We start from the raw sequence: 16,084 nt of genomic DNA, 5'->3' as shown, positions 1-16,084 counted from the left end.
AGTGTGTGTATGCTGTAAAGAATAAAGTTTGTTGATGAAATTTTAATAAAACAGCTTACAGAAAATAATCGAATTTAACATCCGAGAACCCACTAAAGGATTCTCGGTGTGTTAAGCATTAAAATTATATATATGATTTGGTTTAAGAATTCTGTTTTTAAGAATACTTTACTAAACGTTAAACTAAACAAAAAATTAGTCAATCACAATAGACTTATAATCTGGCAATGTTGGTCTTGTTGCAATTCCTGTATTGATAATATTCAAAATCGCTTCTCTTTCTTCGCCAATTAAAGTAAGTCGTGGTGGTCTAACAGCCTCGCTACCTATCCCTACTTGGGCTTCTGCCAATTTAATGTATTGTACTAATTTTGGATGAATATCAAGTTCTAATAATGGGATAAACCAACGATAAATACTTCTTGCTTCAGCTAATTTGCCAGCTTTTACCAAAGTGTAAATAGCAACGGTTTCTTCAGGGAATGCACACACTAAGCCTGCTACCCAACCATCAGCACCCATTACCAATTGTTCCATGGCAATGGTATCCACACCACAAAGAATACTGTAACGGTCGCCAAATAAGTTTCTCATACGAGTAACATTGGTCAAGTCACGGGTTGATTCTTTAACTGCTTGAATGTTTTCACACACAACTAATTCAGAAAACATTGCTAAAGTTACTTCAATTTTATAATCAACAGGATTATTATAAATCATGATTGGAAGCGTAGTTGAATTAGCTACTGCTTTGAAATATTCAACCGTTTCACGATGGTCAGTTTTATAACGCATAGGGGGCAACATCATCAACCCTTCTGCTCCCCATTCTTCTGCTAAACGAGCCAACTCGATAGCATCTTTAGTAGCTCCTTCTGCAATATTCAAAATTACTGGTACTTTACCTGCTACTTTTTCAACAGTAAACTTTACTAAAGCACCTTTTTCTTCTAAACTCAATACGCTTGATTCCCCTAAAGTTCCACCCAAAATAATTCCGTGAACGCCTGCTTCTAACTGAAATTGTAAATTCTTATCAAAAAGCTCGAAGTCAAGCTCATCTTTTTCATTAAACTTTGTAGTAACTGCTGGGAATACTCCTTTCCAATTGATTGCCATAATTTTCTTTTATTTTTAATCAAAATTATCAATAAAATAGTGTGCAAAAATTACCATTTTTAATCAAATATAGATTGATATTAACCTATTAAAATGATAATTGCTCAGTTTGAGGCTAATACATTGTAATCTTAGAGAAAGAGCAATGATAAAACCTCATAATCTCTACCTTACTTTATTTCTCTGCTTTAATAATCCTACAGCCGAATACTCTGCCAGCGGTTCTTCCTGCGTTGGCTAATATTTTCACTTCAATAGTACTTTTTCCTTGGATAAGTAAAGTAGGAATTGGATATACTACATCAAAGAATTTTCCAGTAGTTCCTCCTTTTAATTCTTGAGTGGCAATTTTTGTTCCGTCGATAACAATATCAAAAAGTCTGCCCTTATCGTCGCCTAAGTAAGTTAACAAAAGAATGTTTTCTATGGCAGAATTTACTTTCATCTGAAAAGAAAAAAATCCACCTGCTCTAACTTCTCTGCCTGTTTTTCCTAAGGCAATGTCCGTATAAGATTGTTCACTGGCTTTTAATTGATGGTCACGTTCAGGTTGCATTTCTCCAATTCTGAATTCATCAATCGTCATTGCTTCAATTTGCTGTTGACGTTTTTTCTCTGCTTCATATTCCGTTTGCCTATTTTGCCAATCTGCTTTCGTAAAATAATCCCAGTAAACACTATAATGTTGCTGGTAAATCTGATAGAATGGAATTAATGTAGCATCAAAAGGCTTACCTACCTGCTCTATCTTGAATGTCAAAGGTTGATTGGCTACAGGTTTTAACCAATTGTTAATATTTTTATCGTCTGTCAACAAAACTGGTGTTCCATAAATGGGGTCTGGCAATTCTTTTCCTAATTGTCCTGCCAATACCAAAGGACCATATAGAAAAGCAATACGATTAGCATTGTCGGGCATACTTTCTGTATAGAGTGACATCGGAAAATTAAGCGCTATTTTGTCATTATTCTTCCAAGTTCTGTTGATAACTAAATATCCCGACTCATCTTTTTCAACTTTTTGTACTTCACCATTGATATGTATATTTACTCCTTTTGTTGCCCACCAAGGCGAACGTAGGCGTAATGTAAAAGCCTTTGGTGCTTTTGTTTGAATAGTTAAAGAGGTGCTTTCGCTAGTAGGGTATTGAGTATTTTGAGTAATGATAATGCCCTTTGCTTGCCATTTAAGTACAGACGGAATGAATAAATTGATAAATAAACTTCCGTCAGCTCCTTCATAATAAATGCTTTCTGTGTATTTGGCGTGATTTTCCATTCCACTACCTACACAACAAGTAAAAGTATTGAAAGGCTCGCTAAATTCTTTTTTAGTACCCATTCTCAAAGGCACAAAATAGCACATCATCCCATTCTCTGGATTTTGCGATGCTAAGATATGATTGTACAACGCTCTTTCGTAATAATCTCCTAGTTCACTATTAGGTTGCCAACAAAACAAATGTCTTGTTAGCTTTAGCATATTATAAGTATTACACGTTTCGCAAGTATTATCGCTTAGATGGTCGTTTAATTTATGAGGTTCGGTACAATATTCATAATTACTATTTCCGCCAATTACATAACTATGGTTGTGTACCATAATATCCCAAAAGAAAGAAGCAATGGTTTTATCCGACTCGTTGCCTGTTAACTCATACTGACGGGCACTGCCAATGGCTTTTGGCACATTAGTATTGGAATGTTTACCCGCCATCGGGTCTATTTTTTTTGACAACGGCACCATGACAAAATCATCATAGAATTTGTACGATACATCTAAATACTTCTTATTCCCTGTAATAGCATAAATATTCGCCAATACATCACTCATTCCTCCGTATTCGCATTTCAACATTTTTTGTAATAACTCAGGTGAAAGCGGATTAACTGTTTTTGCAGTCCAATCAGCCATGCCAGTTACTACAGCGAGGGCTTGTTGGTTATTGCAATATAGGTAGGCATCTACTAATCCAGCCATTACTTTATGAACAGTGTACCAAGGGCTCCACCCACCGTTTAAGTCGAAACCACTTGATTTTATTTCACCACGAGCAACTTTTGCAAACAGCGTATCTTCTTTTGGAATGGCACCTACATATCCTGTTTTTCTTGCTTTCTGGCATTTTGTAAGTTCTGTTACTATATAGTCAGCTCGCTTTTTAAACTCAATATTGCCCGTAGAGGCATACATCATGGCACAAGCAGAAAGATAATGCCCCAAGGTATGACCAGAAAGTCCTTCGCTTTCCCAACCTCCATATACGGCTCCCTTGGTAGGCAAATTGGCATTTTGATAAAAGCGATGTAACAAACGATTCGGCTCTACTGTCAACAAATAAGCCGCATCTTTATCCATAGCATTTTTAAAAGGACTACCTTCTAAAAGTGTTACATCTTTAATATTAAATGCATAAGCCTTTAAGTTGACTACGGGTTTTATTTTGAATCGCTTATCGTTTTTTTCTGGAGTATACGATTGCCCTAATAAAGTAAAGTTGGTTATCAAAAGAATTGATAATGAGAAATAACAATATATTTTTTTCATAAAATTCTAAATCGGATTGACTACTATAATCGTAGATACAAAGATGGAAATATTCTGAGGGCAAGACTTAACGGGAATTAATAAGAAGTAGCTAAATATTAGCCTACATCAAACTATAAAAGCCTAAAGAATAAAATATTAAAATTTATTTAGACTTATTTCAAATAATGTTTTGAAAATTATTTATTGCGTACTAAATTTGTTCAATAAATATTGAAGTAACAAGAAGCTGTTTAAACTTTCCGTTTCTTAGGTGAAAGTTTTGTATTTTAGAATTGATTTTTTCAAAATTTGCGAAGCATAGCATCGCTACGTTGAGTAAATTTTGGAACAAGCTATTCTAAAAGACTTAGTTTAACCCGAAAGGGAAAGTTTAAACAGCTTCAACAATAGTATTATCAGATGAAAATGTCAGAGAATCAATTAAATGAATTGTATAAAAACCAGAAAGGAATCACTTGGCAGTGCGATTTGACGGATAGAATTTATATAAAATTCAATGATACTCTAACGGGATTTAAAGTGAGTGACTTTCTGACTTTTCGTAGAAAAGTACATAATGTAGACATTCACGAGATGATATTTAACTTATCAGATGATTATGACTTTGAGTTAATTCAGTCTCCCAAAAATAACTTCTCTTCTCAACTAACACTCTGCGAAATCATTCAATTGCGTGATTTACTAGATGGCACAAAGTTCAGTTTAGACCTCAATTCAATGCTTTATGAGGTTTTAGGGAATGTGGCACTGGTATGATTTTTTAGACTAATTCCATATTTCGGTAAGTTTTGAACCTGATGATAACATCTGGTTATAATTCATCGTAATATTGTTAAAAAAATAAGGAATCACATAACTATACTGATATGAAAGATTTAATTCGTCTCCGTACTTCGCTCAAAGAGGAAATAGAAATCGTGTTGAACGCACAATGTAAAATGGAAGCAGAAGCTTCTCAAAAGTACTTGGCAATGGCTTCGTGGTTGGATAGAAACGGTTTTGAGAAAGCTGGAGAGTATTTATATGCACAAGCTGAGGAAGAAAGAACCCACTTTTTGAAAATTTTCAAATATATTAACGAGGTTGGAGGTACAGCTATTACACCAACACTTGAAGAGGTTGCTCAAGAATATATTTCAATCAAGCAAGTATTTGAAATGGCTTTACAAGGCGAAATAGCGGTAACAAATTCTATCAATAGAATTATTGCTAAATGTCGTGAAGTAAACGACTATGCTACAGAAAGTTTTATGATGTGGTTTGTAAAAGAACAACGTGAAGAAGAGAAAAATGCTCGTCGTGCATTAGAATTATTTGAATTGATTGAAGTAGAAAGTGCTACTGGTAAATTTGTTTTAGATAAGGAAATTGCAAAAATAGGCAGTGAAGAGTAAGTGAAAATTACTTTTATAACAACTGTCAATTAACTATTAAATGATAGCCTTCAAAATTAGTTTTGAAGGCTATCATTTTTTTTATGCTTAAAAAATAAAATTAAAATTGATAAACAAAAAGTAAAATGAAAATTAGCCTAGGTGCTAATAAGATTTTTTCATAATAAAAAATTACTCTTCGGTCAGCCTTTCTTTAATCAATATTCTACCTTTTTTTATTCACTAATAGAATTAACGCTAATTAAAAGCATCAATTTTTCCATATTAAAATTCATTTTTATTCATTTTATCCCCTTAAGCAAATATTAATAAATATTGATAAAGTAATATATTTGGTAAAATTTTTGCTATTTTCCCATTAGATAGTACCATAGGGAAGTAATTAATTACTGTAACCACCCAATAGTCAAAGAACTGTTTACCATAACCATGAAGTATAAACATATCTATGTATTCCTTTTTGTATTACTTAAGCATACATTCCTTTTTTCGCAGGAATTTAAACCAGTCTTCCAACGTATATCTACCAAAGATGGCTTATCCCAAAGTCACGTCAGTGCTATTACTATGAGCAAAAAGGGCTTTATGTGGTTTGCAACCGACGAAGGCCTTAATAAATATGATGCTTATAAATTTACCATTTATAAGCACCAACGAGCAAATAAGAACAGCCTTAGCGATAATTATATTTATGATTTATTAGAAGATCATAATGGAGATTTATGGGTCGCCACTGCCGCTGGACTTGATAAATTTAATCAAGAGAAAGGAATATTTGAACATTTCTTTAAACAAGACCATAGGCTGACTATCCGTGATATATTTGAAGATAGTAAAAATAGGATGTGGTTAGGAACTACCACTGGGCTATATTTATTAGATAAGCAAAAGAATACGTATACCCAGATTAGACATCAAGAACATAATAAAAATAGCCTTAGTAATGATTTTGTATATCGATTAGAAGAAGACCAGTTTGGTAATATTTGGGTCGGGACAAAAGAAGGATTGAATAAATATAATCCAGATAAAAAACAGTTTACTCATTTTTTTCATAATGCTAATAATCCTAAAACTGTTGCCTCCGATTGGATAAAGGCGCTTTTCTTAGACAGTCAGAAAAATATGTGGATTGGTACCTTAACGGGTGGTATTTCAAAATATAACCATAAAGACAATACATTTACCAATTATGTAAACGACCCTAAGAATCCTAATAGCTTGTGCTATAATGATGTGTTGTCTTTTATGGAAGACAAAGAGGGTAAATTATGGATTGGTACCGAGAACGGAGGAATAAGTATTTACAATTTAAGAACGAATAAATTTAATACTGTTGCTTTCAATATATACGACGATAATAGTTTGAGTAACAATTCTGTGTATTGCCTTTACCAAGATTCCATTGGTAATATTTGGGTGGGTACTTATTCTGGAGGTATTAGCTTTTTACCAAAATTCGGAAATAAGTTTACTTTTTTGAAGCAAACAGTAGATAAAAATGGCTTGAATAATAGTAGTATTCTAAGCATTTTAGAACATGGAGACGATAAAATTTGGTTAGGAACAGATGGCGGTGGGTTGAATGTTTTTGATAGAAAAACAAATACATTTTCAGCTTATACGCACAATCAATCCAATAAAAACAGTATTAATTCCGATTTTGTACTATCTGTTGTTGAGTTAGACAAAGACTTATTAGCCTTGGGCTTTTTTATAGGAGGCTTCGATTTGTTCAATACCAAGACAAAGCAATTTGAACATCATGTACCAGATTCGAAAAATAAAAACTCAGTGTCTTCTAATAGTATTTTTACCATGCTTAAAAGTAAAGACAACAACCTTTGGTTAGGTACTTGGACGGGGGGCTTGGGATACTATGATATTAAAAACAAACGATTTACCAATTATTTACATAATCCGAAAGACCACAATAGTATTTGCAATAACTATGTCAAAGCTATTTATGAGACTGATGGTGACGAACTTTGGCTAGGGACAGAAGACGGGCTAGAGCTTTTTAACAAAAAAACAAAAATATTTACCCATTTCAGAGCGAATCCTAACAACCCAAATAGTTTGAGTAATAATAATATTCAAATCATTAAAGAAGCCCAAAAAGGCTTTTTGTGGGTGGGTACTACAGAAGGTTTGAGTTTGTTTAATCTAAAAACTAGAATTTTCAAGACTTTTACGGAAAAGGATGGATTACCAAACGATTTTATCAATGCAATCCTTGAAGATGAAAAAGGTAACTTTTGGATGAGTACCAATAAAGGGATTTCGGTGTATAATCCTTTGACAAAAACATTTAAAAATTATAATATTTCAGACGGACTACAAGGCAATGAATTTAAACCAAGAGCGGCATATAAAACCCATGGTGGAGAAATGTTTTTTGGTGGTCCGAATGGAGTAAACTTTTTTAATCCAGATAGTTTAAAAGATAATACGTTTATTCCTCCTGTATTTATTACTGATTTTCATATTTTTAATAAATCTGTCATTGTAGGGGCTGAGGATTCACCCCTTACAAGTCATATTAACGAAATCAAGAAGATAGTTTTAAATTATAAACAATCTGTTTTTTCATTTGAATATGCAGCATTAAACTATACGTTACCTTTAAAAAATGAATATGCTTACAAATTAGATGGTTTTGATAAAGACTGGGTGTATGCTGGCGGTAGACGAACAGCAACCTATACAAATCTTGACCCGGGAACGTATATATTTAATGTAAAGGCTTCTAATAACGATGGAATTTGGAATGAAAAAGGGACATCTATTACCATAGAAATTTTACCGCCATTTTGGGCAACATGGTGGTTCCGTATGTTGGGTATTTTGATGATATTAGGATTAGCGATAAGTTTTTATAGGTATAGAATTAATTTAGTACAAAAACAAAAATACAGACTAGAGAAAGAAGTAGAGGTAAGGACGGCACAACTATTAAAATCTACGCAGGATGAGCTGAAAGCACGACAAGAGGCGGAAAGAGCTAATAAAGCTAAAAGTGTTTTTTTAGCGACCATGAGTCATGAAATCCGTACTCCTTTGAATGGTATTATTGGTATGGCATCACTGCTAGAGGAAACGCCATTGAATGAAGAACAGAAGAGTTATTCTGATACGATTCATGCTTGTGGAGAAGGATTGCTTACGGTTATCAACGATATTTTGGATTTTTCTAAAATTGAATCTGGTAAAATGGAATTGGATGAGCACGATTTCAACCTAAGAAATTGTATTGAAGAGGTCTTAGATGTCTTTGCAGCAAAAGTTTCAACGCTCAATCTCGATTTATTATATCAAATAGAATGGGATGTTCCTGTTCAAATTATTGGTGATAACCTTCGTTTACGCCAAATTTTATTAAATCTTATTGGCAATGCGATAAAGTTCACGCACGAAGGAGAAGTTTTTGTGAGAGTTTTCATCGTTCAAACCAAAGAAAATGACGAAATTGAATTAGGTTTTGAGGTTAGAGATTCTGGTATTGGTATTCCGCCAGATAAGATAGACAAACTTTTTAAACCATTCTCGCAAGTTGATTCTTCTACTACTAGAAAATATGGTGGTACGGGATTAGGACTAATCATCAGCGAGAAAATCGTTAATTTAATGGGTGGGTCTATTCAGGTAGAAAGCAAAGTTGGAAAAGGAACAACCTTTAAATTTAAAATTAATACCCGAATTAGTTCAGCTCAGCTTAGTACGTTTCCTTTTAATCTTGACGTATTAAGAAATAAAAAAGTATTAGTTGTTGATGATAATGAGACAAACCTTAGTATTCTGAAAGGACAATTAGAGCATTGGAACATGAGTGTTACCTTGACGTCATGTCCGAAAGATGCCATTGGTTTAATTGAAGCTAAAGAAGTGTTTGACTTAATAATAACTGATATGCAAATGCCTGAAATGGATGGTATTACATTTGCTTTGGCAGTTCAGCGACAAAATCCATTTTTACCAATTATCTTATTAAGTTCGATATCTGACACTTTTTATCGGGAATATCCCAATTTGTTTAAATCAGTGTTGATGAAACCTGTTAAACAGCATATCCTCTGTAAAAGTATTCATGATAATTTAATGAAGAGTGAACAGCCAAAAATAATAGATAAATCAGGGTCAACTGTGCCAGCACAAAAATTAAATAATGATTTTTCTGAGAAGTATCCAATGAAAATTTTGGTAGCAGAAGATTATGTCATGAACCAGAAATTGGCCTTGAGAATTTTAAGCAAACTTGGTTATCAGGCAGATTTGGCGGAAAATGGCATAGAAGTACTCGAAGCTTTTGACCGACAGCATCATGATTTGATTTTAATGGATATGCAAATGCCTGAAATGGATGGTATTGAAGCAACAATTAAACTTAGAGCAATGAATATAACACAGCCAGTAATCATTGCTATGACCGCCAATACGTTAGAAGAAAGCAAAGAAGAATGTATGAAAGCAGGAATGGACGATTATATAAGTAAACCGATTAATCTCGATTTCCTGATTAGCGTATTAGAAAAGTGGGGAAAAAAAATCAATACAGAAAAGAAATCATTATAAAAATATGGTGATAAAAGTGTCCATTCATCTTTTCTTAAGGTGATGGGCACTTTTTTATTTATAAAATATTATTGCCAGGAAGTACTTTTTTAAAATCACCTCCATTAGGTAAATCGTTTATTGGATTGATTTGGAACACTTCTTTGCTTACGATTCTTTGCATAACGATTTCGACTAAAGTTGTACTATTGGGTTTTAATACATAGTCGAACATGGTTTTATCAGCCTTAATTTCACAAGGCATATAGCGTACAAAACCTTCAGAAGGTCTAGGAATGATTTTCAAGCCTAATTTATTAATACCCTTTTGCTTCGGGCGTATTTCTTTTTTTCCACTCTTTATGGCCTCAGTTCCCTTCAAAATATCATAATTTAAATAGTAGGTGATATTCTCAGGATTGTTTTTATTCTTCTGTCTGTCTTGAAAAAAGCCCTCTGGCAAATGATTGGGGTCATTTTCATCACCTGCTGAAATAATTAAATCATAATCCTTTATTGGATAACCTTCAGTGTCAATAACCCTAAAAATAACCATACAGTATTGGTCATGAATAAAATAACGCTTAGAAATGAAAAAGCTACTATCAATTTCTAATTGTTCATTTTTTAAAACTTCTTTAGTCTCTCTTTCAAATTGTATATAAAGATTATTATAATCGGTCTTTGTTCGTACATTGATACAATCTAGAATTGCTTTTATTGTCTCCCGACTTTCTTCATTATCCGAAATCCTGACACTATTCATAATGCCCATATCTTCACCAGAATGTGATTTCCCCTTAATGATTCGTAAAGGTGTTTTGGGAGATTGCTTATAAATAGAAATCTCAAAATCTTTTGTAACCAGGGGGCTTGTTGAAGTAGGATATGGTTGCTGTAAGCATACATAATTGCTTTCTAGATTTGCTGCTGCTACCCTTACTACTCCGTCAGAACCTAGCTCTCCCGTATAAGCATTTAGGTTATCATATAGCTTTCTATCGATAGATTGCCCAATAAGAACAAAAGGAAAAACATGTTCAGGATTAATATCATCTTCATTACTATTAATCCAATTTTTATTTAAAGTCCAAGCCTCTATACTCCCTAATTCAAGCCAATCTAATACACCTTGTCCAGGTTCAACTGCACTAAACCAAGATTTTAGTCTTCCTACTCTTCCTTTTCCTAATTGAGCTAATGCCGATCCAAAATTAGCAGGAGCTAGCATAATCAGGTGGCTCATCGGACATTTCGGACTACTATCCGAAGAATACCTTTTCCACCAGTCACGTATCACAGGCCCACCTGTCGAATGAGTGATACAGATAAACCTTTCTGGAGAATCCAATTTATCCTTTATTGCAGTCTCGAAAGCTCTTGAAATATCTTTCAGCCTCACCTCATCATGAAAACTGATGTATTGCCCAAGAAATATTTCTTCAACGCTAATTTCAAAGCCACTAGCCAAGGCTTCATTTTGTAGCCGAGTAGGCAATTCTCCATAAGTGTCAAGATTTGTGACACTCCATCCATGAACAAAAACAACAATTAATTTAGACATAGTAAATGATGATTTAGAAAGTTTTCAAGCCTTTATAAATGATAAAAAGGCAATAGAATCAAATATAAAAATAAAGTAAATGAGGGTTTATAAAGCATGAGTATTTTTATTATACGGTCATCCATTCAACAGCTATAGTTACCACATGATAAAGTATTTTACATTAATTGGGAGATTCAAAAGAAATAAAATACTTTTGCTATAAATACAAACAAACTCTATAAATTAATAAATGTTCTATGATTAAAAGTTTACAGTTTTCACTACTTCTAATGTTCTTCACTTTTGCTTTGAAAGGGCAAAGTAGTATTACACAGACTTATCAAAAATCACATACTCCTATAAAATTATAGGAACATATTTTCTTCACATTTTAATTAATAAAGCCATCACTTTAATTTAAATATTTTATGCTACGAAGTTTACAGTTATCACTATTCTTAATGTTCTTCACTTTTTTTGTAAAAGGCCAAACTATTGGAATTTCACAAGTTTCTCCTGCGTTTGGGTCAAATATTTGTTTAGGGAGTAAAGTATATTTAGCCTACACAACGACAGGGACGTTTAATCAAGGTAATGCATTTAAAGTACAAATCAAGTCAAATTATACGAGTACTTGGATGGATGTAGTAACAAAAGATTCTTCGGGATATTTAATAGCGACTTTGCCTACCGAAGTAACAAATATCTCAAACAGTTATAGCAATTACGCAGATTTAAGAATTGTTAGTTCATCGCCAGTAGTAACAACTACTAACTATTCCAATTATATTTATTTACCTGCTAATATTGAAATCGTTAGTATTCAGAAGAAGACGCTTTTCCCCAATGAACCTGTTACATTGACTATTAAAAATAATGGCTCGACTCCAATTAAGCTACTAACGAGCGACAGCACAAATATACAGCTTGATAATAGTTATGGTACGAACCAAAATATTGTAATATCTACAAATAAGTCTGGTGCTTATGGAATTTTAAGCGCTAGTAATCTATGTGGGGTTGGCAAAAGTACAGGAAGTGTTGATATTAAAATAGTTGATAATAGTTTGAAGATTATGGGACTTACTAAAAGCCATATTTGCAAGAATAGTCAAGTCGGAGTTAAAGTACAGAAAACAGGGAAATGGAGTACTAATAATAAATTTAAAATTCGTATTGAAGATTACTATAGTAGTTCAAAATTCTATGATTTTGACAATACAGAAAGTGATGATTTTATGACAGCTACCATTGGAGAAAATATTCCAAATGGGACATATAGAATTAAAATAGTAGCCAGTGATAATAATATTGAGTCCGATTTTTTTGCCAATTTACTTTATGTTCATAACGAATCTAAAGTTGAATTAACTACTGAAAGCACCTCTATTAAATATGGAGAGATGCAAACATTAAATGCTACGGTTAGTGGATACGGAAGTTATTATGTTGAGCTAAGTGATGGACAAGTCTATAATAATTACTATTCAGGTGATTATGCTTCTTCATTTACTTTTTATGTTAGTCCAAAAGAAACAACACAATATTATATTAAGTCTTTTGTATCTGAATGTGGAAATGGAATAGGGAAGAATAAAGTTTCAATAACGGTCAATAAAGCGATAAAAACCGATTCATTGAAAGGGAAAGATTATTGTGAAGGAGCTACTTGCGAAGTAAAGTTTTCAACAAATGCTTCGTTACCAGTTGGGGCTACAGTTAAAGTGAGATTGAGTAATAATAATTATTGGGATATTCGTAATACATCCCAAGATGTAATAGGGAAGGTTATTAAAGACAATGTAGTATCTTTTGTAATACCCACAGGCATGGCTTTCCCTTTCCTTAACAATACTTTCTATGCATCTGTTTATAGAGATGATATTCAAGGTATTACCTTTAGCCCAAATTATATTCGTGTATCAACTTTCCCATCAGCTAATGTAGATAATAGTAGTGAGAGTACGTTTATCAGTTTTAAAAAGCCTCAAATAGCAAATATTAATATAAGTGTAGATGGCGGTGGTGCTTACGAGATAACAATGTTGGATGACTTAAAATATAAATTTGAATCTTCTTCCTGGCGGACATCAACTAACCTTCCTGTGTACGTTACTAAATCTGGGCCTATTGGAATTAAAACTATTACAAATGTTTGCGGAACAAATAGCAAAGGGTCAGCTCAATATAAATATGCAACGATAGAAAATGCCGAATATAGTATTCAGGTTTCATCAAAGAAAAATACAAGTGTCGAGCTTTGTGCTGGTGATAAATTAGATTTATCAGTCTTAACAGAAGGGAAGTTTGAAGCTGATAACCAATTCATAGTAGAGTTAATATCAAATTATAATTCGAATAACAATAGAACTTTAGGAAAAGCTACTGTTGGAGATATGCAAACTACAATTCCTTTAGATTTACCAAATGGAGAGTATTATATTAGAATTTATGCTAGTAATCCGTTATTGTATAGTAACCAACTTAAAGTGTTAGTAAGAGCAAAACCAACAGCAAGTTTATTTTCTTATGTTTCAGGAGTCCTATCGCTAGGCACTTACATAAATGTAACCTTGAATCTTGATGGAGGTGGTACCCAATTGGTTACATTTAAAGATGGCACTTCTAGAATAATTGAAACCTATTCTTCAAGTACTAGTACTGAGTATATGAATATGAACATATATAAAACCACAACTTTTGGCATAAAATCTGTTAGTAATGTTTGCGGTATTGGGACTGTTAAAAGTAAGGATTTTACCTTGACAGTGCTTCCATACTCAATTCAAAATATGTTAAATATTAACACTAACTACAATAACAATGTCCAATGTTTAACAGATAAAGTTTTAGTCCCGTTTAATATTAAAGGGCAAATACCTAGTGGAACAACTTTTTCTGTACAGATTGCCAATACTTCTGATACTTCTTATACCACAATTCAAACAGGCATTACAGAAAGCCCTGTTTTAGTAAGTTTTCCAAATAAGTTTCAGCAATCAGGCAATTATAATATTAGAATTGTTAGCAACGACAATAGTGTTAAATCGGATGTAGCTACAGCAAATTTTGTCACTGTACCAAACAATCTTGCTTTACAATTTAATGGGGGGGCTACTGTAACAGAAATAGACGCTGGAAATGGGGTTTATATCAATTCAAACACCACTCAAAGTTATTCTTATGGTAGTACTTTAAGATATGTTATTAAAGATGATAAAAACTTCAAAACAATAGGCTATAGCAATTATAACTATATTCAAGAGTATAAAGCTCCAGCAGTAACTACAACATATACTTTAGCTTCAGCATTAAATGAATGTGGGGTAGGTAAGGTTTCAAGTAGTGTGAAAGTAATAATAAAGCCTGTAATAGGAATGAATTTCGGAGCTATGAATAATATTAGTACTTGTGTTGGAAGTACAATAAATGTCAATTTGGATTCAAAAGGAGAATTTGAGGCTGATAATGTTTTTAAAGTGTTTGCAATTGATGAAAACAATATTAAAACGGAATTATTGAAAAGTACAAAGAATGGAGCTTACAATATGACATTCGGAAGTAATTTGAAAAGAGGGTCATATAAAATTCAAATGGAGAGCTCTAATCCAGTTCAAACTAAAAGTATTACAACAATTACTTTAGTGAATAAACTTGACATGACCTTATTAGGTTCTTCAACGATTAATCCTGGTACTGAAGCCTACCTCATTTTAAGAAATAATGATACCTATAAACCTAGTAATAATTCTTATTATTATGATTATGTGAATTATGAACTTAGTAATGGTAAAACTGGAATTGTTGAACTAAGCTCTTATAATAATCAACCTGCAATATATTTAACACCACTTAAAACAGAGACTTTCACTGTAAAGTCTATCAAAAATACTTGTGGTGAAGGAAAAATTAGTGGGTCTGCTACTATAACTGTAAATCCGCCCTCAAGTAAACAAGTAAACTTATATGAATATTATTCAAATACTTCGATATGTGCAGGTTCGAGTATCAATGTTTATTTTTATACTTTAGGAGCATTCTCTGCAAATAATAAATTTACAGTTCAATTATCCGATAATGAAGGGAAACTTTTTAAGAGCCTTGAAACTACAGGTATATCAAGCCCGTTAGTAGCAAAAATTCCAAAAGATTACATGCCAAGTACTGGTTATAATATCAGAGTAATAGCCACTGATTCTAATGTAACCAGTACAACTAATAAGTATCCATGGACTATTTTAGAAGGAATTTCAGCACGATTTGATACAAGTTCGTATTATTTTGAGAGTAATAAACCAGTATCAATTAAAATCAAATTTGCAGGAACTCCTCCCTTTACTTTTATTTTAGGTAGTGATGAAATTAATGCTAAAACTCTTACATCGTCAGTAAATGAGTATAATTTAACTGTGAACCCAATAGCTAATACTTCCTATCGCCTTTTTTCAGTAAATAATCAAGTCTGTGGAGCAGGTACTATTCTTAGTCCTTCAACAGTAAAGTTAGAACTAATTACTGCTACGGAAGAACTAGGAAAACTAGGAATCAATGTTTATCCAAACCCCACTACTGACATTATCAATATTGTCGGCGATGATAAAGAGCTTGATATTCAATTAATAGATTTTTCTGGGAAAATTATCCAAGAAGAGAAACTGAGAGGAGAACAAAAAAGAATAGATATGTCAAAAGTTAGTGCTGGAACATACTTTTTACAAATTAAAAAAGATGGAAGACAAGCTGTATTTAAAGTGTTAAAACAGTAGCGTAAAATTAAAGGATTATCTTATATAATTGATAGTCCTTTGGCTTCCCTTTAGTAATATAATTATTTGATTATCAATACATTATAAATAAAATAACCCCGAAAAAGTGTCAATATTGGCAATTTTCAGGGTTTTTCTGTATTTTGTTTCTGCTAAA

Annotated in this window: 7 protein-coding genes; 4 read left to right on the top strand and 3 right to left on the bottom strand. The window is 32.7% G+C overall.

Going from position 1 to position 16,084, the window contains the following annotated elements; translation table 11 throughout:
* Positions 1–195 precede the first annotated feature (195 nt).
* Entirely contained in the window at positions 196–1,113 is a 918-nt protein-coding gene (locus VB264_RS22135) for a dihydrodipicolinate synthase family protein (protein WP_323253131.1), read from the bottom strand.
* 181 nt (positions 1,114–1,294) lie between these two features.
* Positions 1,295–3,667: a beta-L-arabinofuranosidase domain-containing protein gene (locus VB264_RS22130; protein ID WP_323253102.1), complete on the bottom strand. Its 2,373-nt coding sequence runs from the start codon at positions 3,665–3,667 to the stop codon at positions 1,295–1,297.
* 408 nt (positions 3,668–4,075) lie between these two features.
* Here VB264_RS22130 and VB264_RS22125 point away from each other — a divergent pair, with 408 nt between their 5' ends.
* From VB264_RS22125 to VB264_RS22115, 3 genes are all read left to right on the top strand, one after another.
* Positions 4,076–4,426: a hypothetical protein gene (locus VB264_RS22125; protein WP_323253100.1), complete on the top strand. Its 351-nt coding sequence runs from the start codon at positions 4,076–4,078 to the stop codon at positions 4,424–4,426.
* Positions 4,427–4,536: 110 nt separating this feature from the next.
* Positions 4,537–5,064 (top strand): ferritin, encoded by a 528-nt coding sequence (locus tag VB264_RS22120; protein ID WP_323253098.1) that lies wholly within the window; start codon positions 4,537–4,539, stop codon positions 5,062–5,064.
* Between the two features lie 429 nt (positions 5,065–5,493).
* Positions 5,494–9,636 (top strand): hybrid sensor histidine kinase/response regulator, encoded by a 4,143-nt coding sequence (locus VB264_RS22115; protein ID WP_323253096.1) that lies wholly within the window; start codon positions 5,494–5,496, stop codon positions 9,634–9,636.
* A gap of 58 nt (positions 9,637–9,694) precedes the next feature.
* Here VB264_RS22115 and VB264_RS22110 read toward each other — a convergent pair whose 3' ends face one another.
* The gene (locus tag VB264_RS22110) at positions 9,695–11,179 is read right to left on the bottom strand and encodes an esterase/lipase family protein (RefSeq protein WP_323253094.1); all 1,485 of its coding nucleotides are present in this window, start codon (positions 11,177–11,179) and stop codon (positions 9,695–9,697) included.
* 410 nt (positions 11,180–11,589) lie between these two features.
* Between VB264_RS22110 and VB264_RS22105 the strand changes: the two genes are divergently transcribed.
* Positions 11,590–15,927 carry a T9SS type A sorting domain-containing protein gene (locus VB264_RS22105; protein WP_323253092.1) on the top strand — a complete coding sequence of 1,446 codons (4,338 nt, stop codon included), beginning with the start codon at positions 11,590–11,592 and terminating at the stop codon, positions 15,925–15,927.
* Positions 15,928–16,084: the final 157 nt, after the last annotated feature.

This window comes from Arcicella aquatica, assembly GCF_034928825.1.
GTDB lineage: Bacteria > Bacteroidota > Bacteroidia > Cytophagales > Spirosomataceae > Arcicella > Arcicella aquatica.
This window is presented reverse-complemented; position numbering and strand designations above follow the sequence as displayed.

Coding starts and splice junctions, on each gene's coding strand:
- VB264_RS22130 (WP_323253102.1), bottom strand. CDS start 3,667: ATGAAAAAAATATATTGTTATTTCTCATTATCAATTCTTTTGATAACC.
- VB264_RS22125 (WP_323253100.1), top strand. CDS start 4,076: ATGTCAGAGAATCAATTAAATGAATTGTATAAAAACCAGAAAGGAATC.
- VB264_RS22120 (WP_323253098.1), top strand. CDS start 4,537: ATGAAAGATTTAATTCGTCTCCGTACTTCGCTCAAAGAGGAAATAGAA.
- VB264_RS22115 (WP_323253096.1), top strand. CDS start 5,494: ATGAAGTATAAACATATCTATGTATTCCTTTTTGTATTACTTAAGCAT.
- VB264_RS22110 (WP_323253094.1), bottom strand. CDS start 11,179: ATGTCTAAATTAATTGTTGTTTTTGTTCATGGATGGAGTGTCACAAAT.
- VB264_RS22105 (WP_323253092.1), top strand. CDS start 11,590: ATGCTACGAAGTTTACAGTTATCACTATTCTTAATGTTCTTCACTTTT.